General features: G+C 36.0%; 2 protein-coding genes. Both read left to right on the top strand.

All coding sequences use genetic code 11. The features are described 5' to 3' along the window. Positions 1–374: 374 nt before the first annotated feature. Positions 375–1235, top strand: coding sequence for a DNA damage-inducible protein D (dinD, locus tag M72_RS12440; RefSeq protein ID WP_055068447.1), 861 nt, complete (start codon positions 375–377; stop codon positions 1233–1235). 363 nt (positions 1236–1598) lie between these two features. Beyond that, positions 1599–2348 (top strand): class I SAM-dependent methyltransferase, encoded by a 750-nt coding sequence (locus M72_RS12430; RefSeq protein ID WP_055068445.1) that lies wholly within the window; start codon positions 1599–1601, stop codon positions 2346–2348. Positions 2349–2554 lie beyond the last annotated feature (206 nt).

Genomic DNA, 2554 nt, shown 5'->3' with positions numbered 1-2554 from the left:
AAATGTTTATAAACAACAGGCAGATGCTGTTGGATAGATTACTAACAGATTAGATAATAAAGAAATTGACAACTTCCAGTTGTGCGCCCAGCTAAGGGTGTGTAGTCAAGCCGATGGGATTCCGGTTTATCCAAGGTTTAGCCAACCAGATAATAGCGAGTCTTGGGATGATGCCGGTAACGACATCTGACAAGCGTAGACAGCAAGAAAGCAGGGTTGAATAGTGATTGAGCTTCGAAACGTTAACTTCAGTCGGTCGACGTCTTAACTGGTGCGGAAGCCGAGTAGATGAAAGCATAGTGTTAAATGGTTTCGGTTGTGCATGGAGATTACATTCTTCATATACAGCCAAAAGTTTGATAAGGAGCAAGAGAATGAGTGATTTAAAAGGAATAGAGTATAAACGATTTGAAGATATCAAGCATATCCGGGAAGATGGAAGCGAGTATTGGAGTGCGAGAGAATTGGGACCGGCACTTGATTATGCAAAATGGGAGAATTTTGCAAAAGTAATTAAAAGAGCAATGATCGCATGTGAAAACAGCGGGCACAGTATTCCAGACGATTTTCCCGAGGTCAGGAAAATCGTTGAAGCCGGAGTCACCACGAAACCAAAAAAAGATTATGAACTGTCAAGATATGCATGTTATCTGATCGTTCAGAATGGAGATCCAAGAAAAGAGGTCATTGCATTAGGACAGACATATTTTGCAATCCAGACATACAGGCAGGAAGTTGCTGACCACTTTAATGAACTGGACGAAGATAACAGAAGACTTGTTGTCAGGGGAGACATCAAACAGTGGAATCAAATGTTGGCAGAGACAGCACATAATGCAGGAGTTATTACGAATGAGGAATTTGCAATTTTTCAAAATGCCGGATATATGGGGCTATACGGTGGATTAGATGTTGATGATATTCATACGAAAAAACAATTAGAAGTAGGACAGAAAATTCTTGATTACATGGGAAGTACAGAGTTGATTGCTAATCTGTTCCGAATATCACAGACAGAAGAAAAATTAAGAAAAGATAAAATTGTCGGTGCGGAAACCGCGACATCAGTGCATTATAATGTTGGAAAAGAGGTAAGAACTGCGATTGAAAAGATTGGAGGAACTATGCCGGAAGATTTGCCAACACCGGAAAAAAGTATCCAGCAGATAGAAAAAGAACAGATGCAGAGATTAAAAAATAAGGCTAAGAAAGGCAAGCTGATGTTGGACGAATAATCCGAATGGTATTTTATTGTTACATTTGGAATTTTGGGTGTTACAAGGGACCGTGTGAGACTTATTGATGGCAGTTATAACAAAAGAGTTCTGATTGTTACCATTATCACCAATATTATTGATGCCGCATTAACAATTAATAGCATTGAGACAGTTGTGAAAGCAGTTAAATATAGTCAACAATAAAAGAGTTTTGTGAAATGTGTTTAATGGTGTTAGGCACCAAAAATTTCGAAACAATAAGGAAAAGCTCAATCGGAATTGACCGAGCTGAAAGAGAAGGATGCTTGTTGCCCGAAAGACAAGAAGATGGAAGTAGAAGAAAACAAAAAATAATTTTTTATATGAAAGGCTGGTTGCAGAATGTCAAAACAAAATATTTATGATAATGATTTATTTTACGAAAATTTCGAGAAAATACGTAGCAAAGAAATCAATTTTAATGATATTATTGAGACACCAATAATATTAGGAATGATACCTGAACTATATAAAAAGAAAGTATTAGATATTGGATGTGGTATGGGGCAACATGCACTTCAATATTCAAAGAAAGGGGCGTTATCCGTTCTTGGAATTGATATATCGGAAAAAATGTTAGCATATGCAAGAAAAAATAATGCTGCCTCTAATATTGAATACAGAAGACTGGCTTTTGAAGAATTGGATGATTTAGAGGAAAAGTTTGATGTTATTACAAGTTCATTGGCTTTTGATTATGTAGAAAATTTTGAAAGGCTTATGAAACAGATTTATAGTCACTTGAATGAAAATGGCAAATGTGTTTTTTCGATGTCACACCCAATAAGTACAGCATATGATGGGACTTTTGACAGATATACCAGAACAGAGACTGGAGAAAGATTATATGCTAATCTGCGAAATTACGGAATAGAGGGTAAGCGTGTTATTCATTGGGTAGTAGATGAATATGAACTTTATCATAGAACGATTTCAACATTAATAAATGATATTGTTTCTGCTGGATTTATTATTGAGGAATGTCAGGAATCAAAAGTACCAGAATCAATTAGAGAAAAGCGAACAGATATGTTTGGAGGAGTTATTCATCAGCCAGACTTTATTTTTTTTAGGTGTGGAAAGAAAAATTAATATTTTATCTATGTAAAGAACCCGACAAATTCAAGTTTGCCGAAATATATTTCTAACTTTCCCTATTTTACAGGCTTTCCAGCCTGTGCATTAGCGAAACGATATGTATTTTCCCTTATTTTTGCCCTTATGAGATAATCGTAAGGGAAATAAGGGAAAGTTTTATTTAGTCATTGCCTGCCACTTTATCAAGTAACCTTGCAGAT

Source organism: Roseburia faecis (genome assembly GCF_001406815.1).
Classification (GTDB): Bacteria; Bacillota; Clostridia; order Lachnospirales; family Lachnospiraceae; genus Roseburia; species Roseburia faecis.
This window is presented reverse-complemented; position numbering and strand designations above follow the sequence as displayed.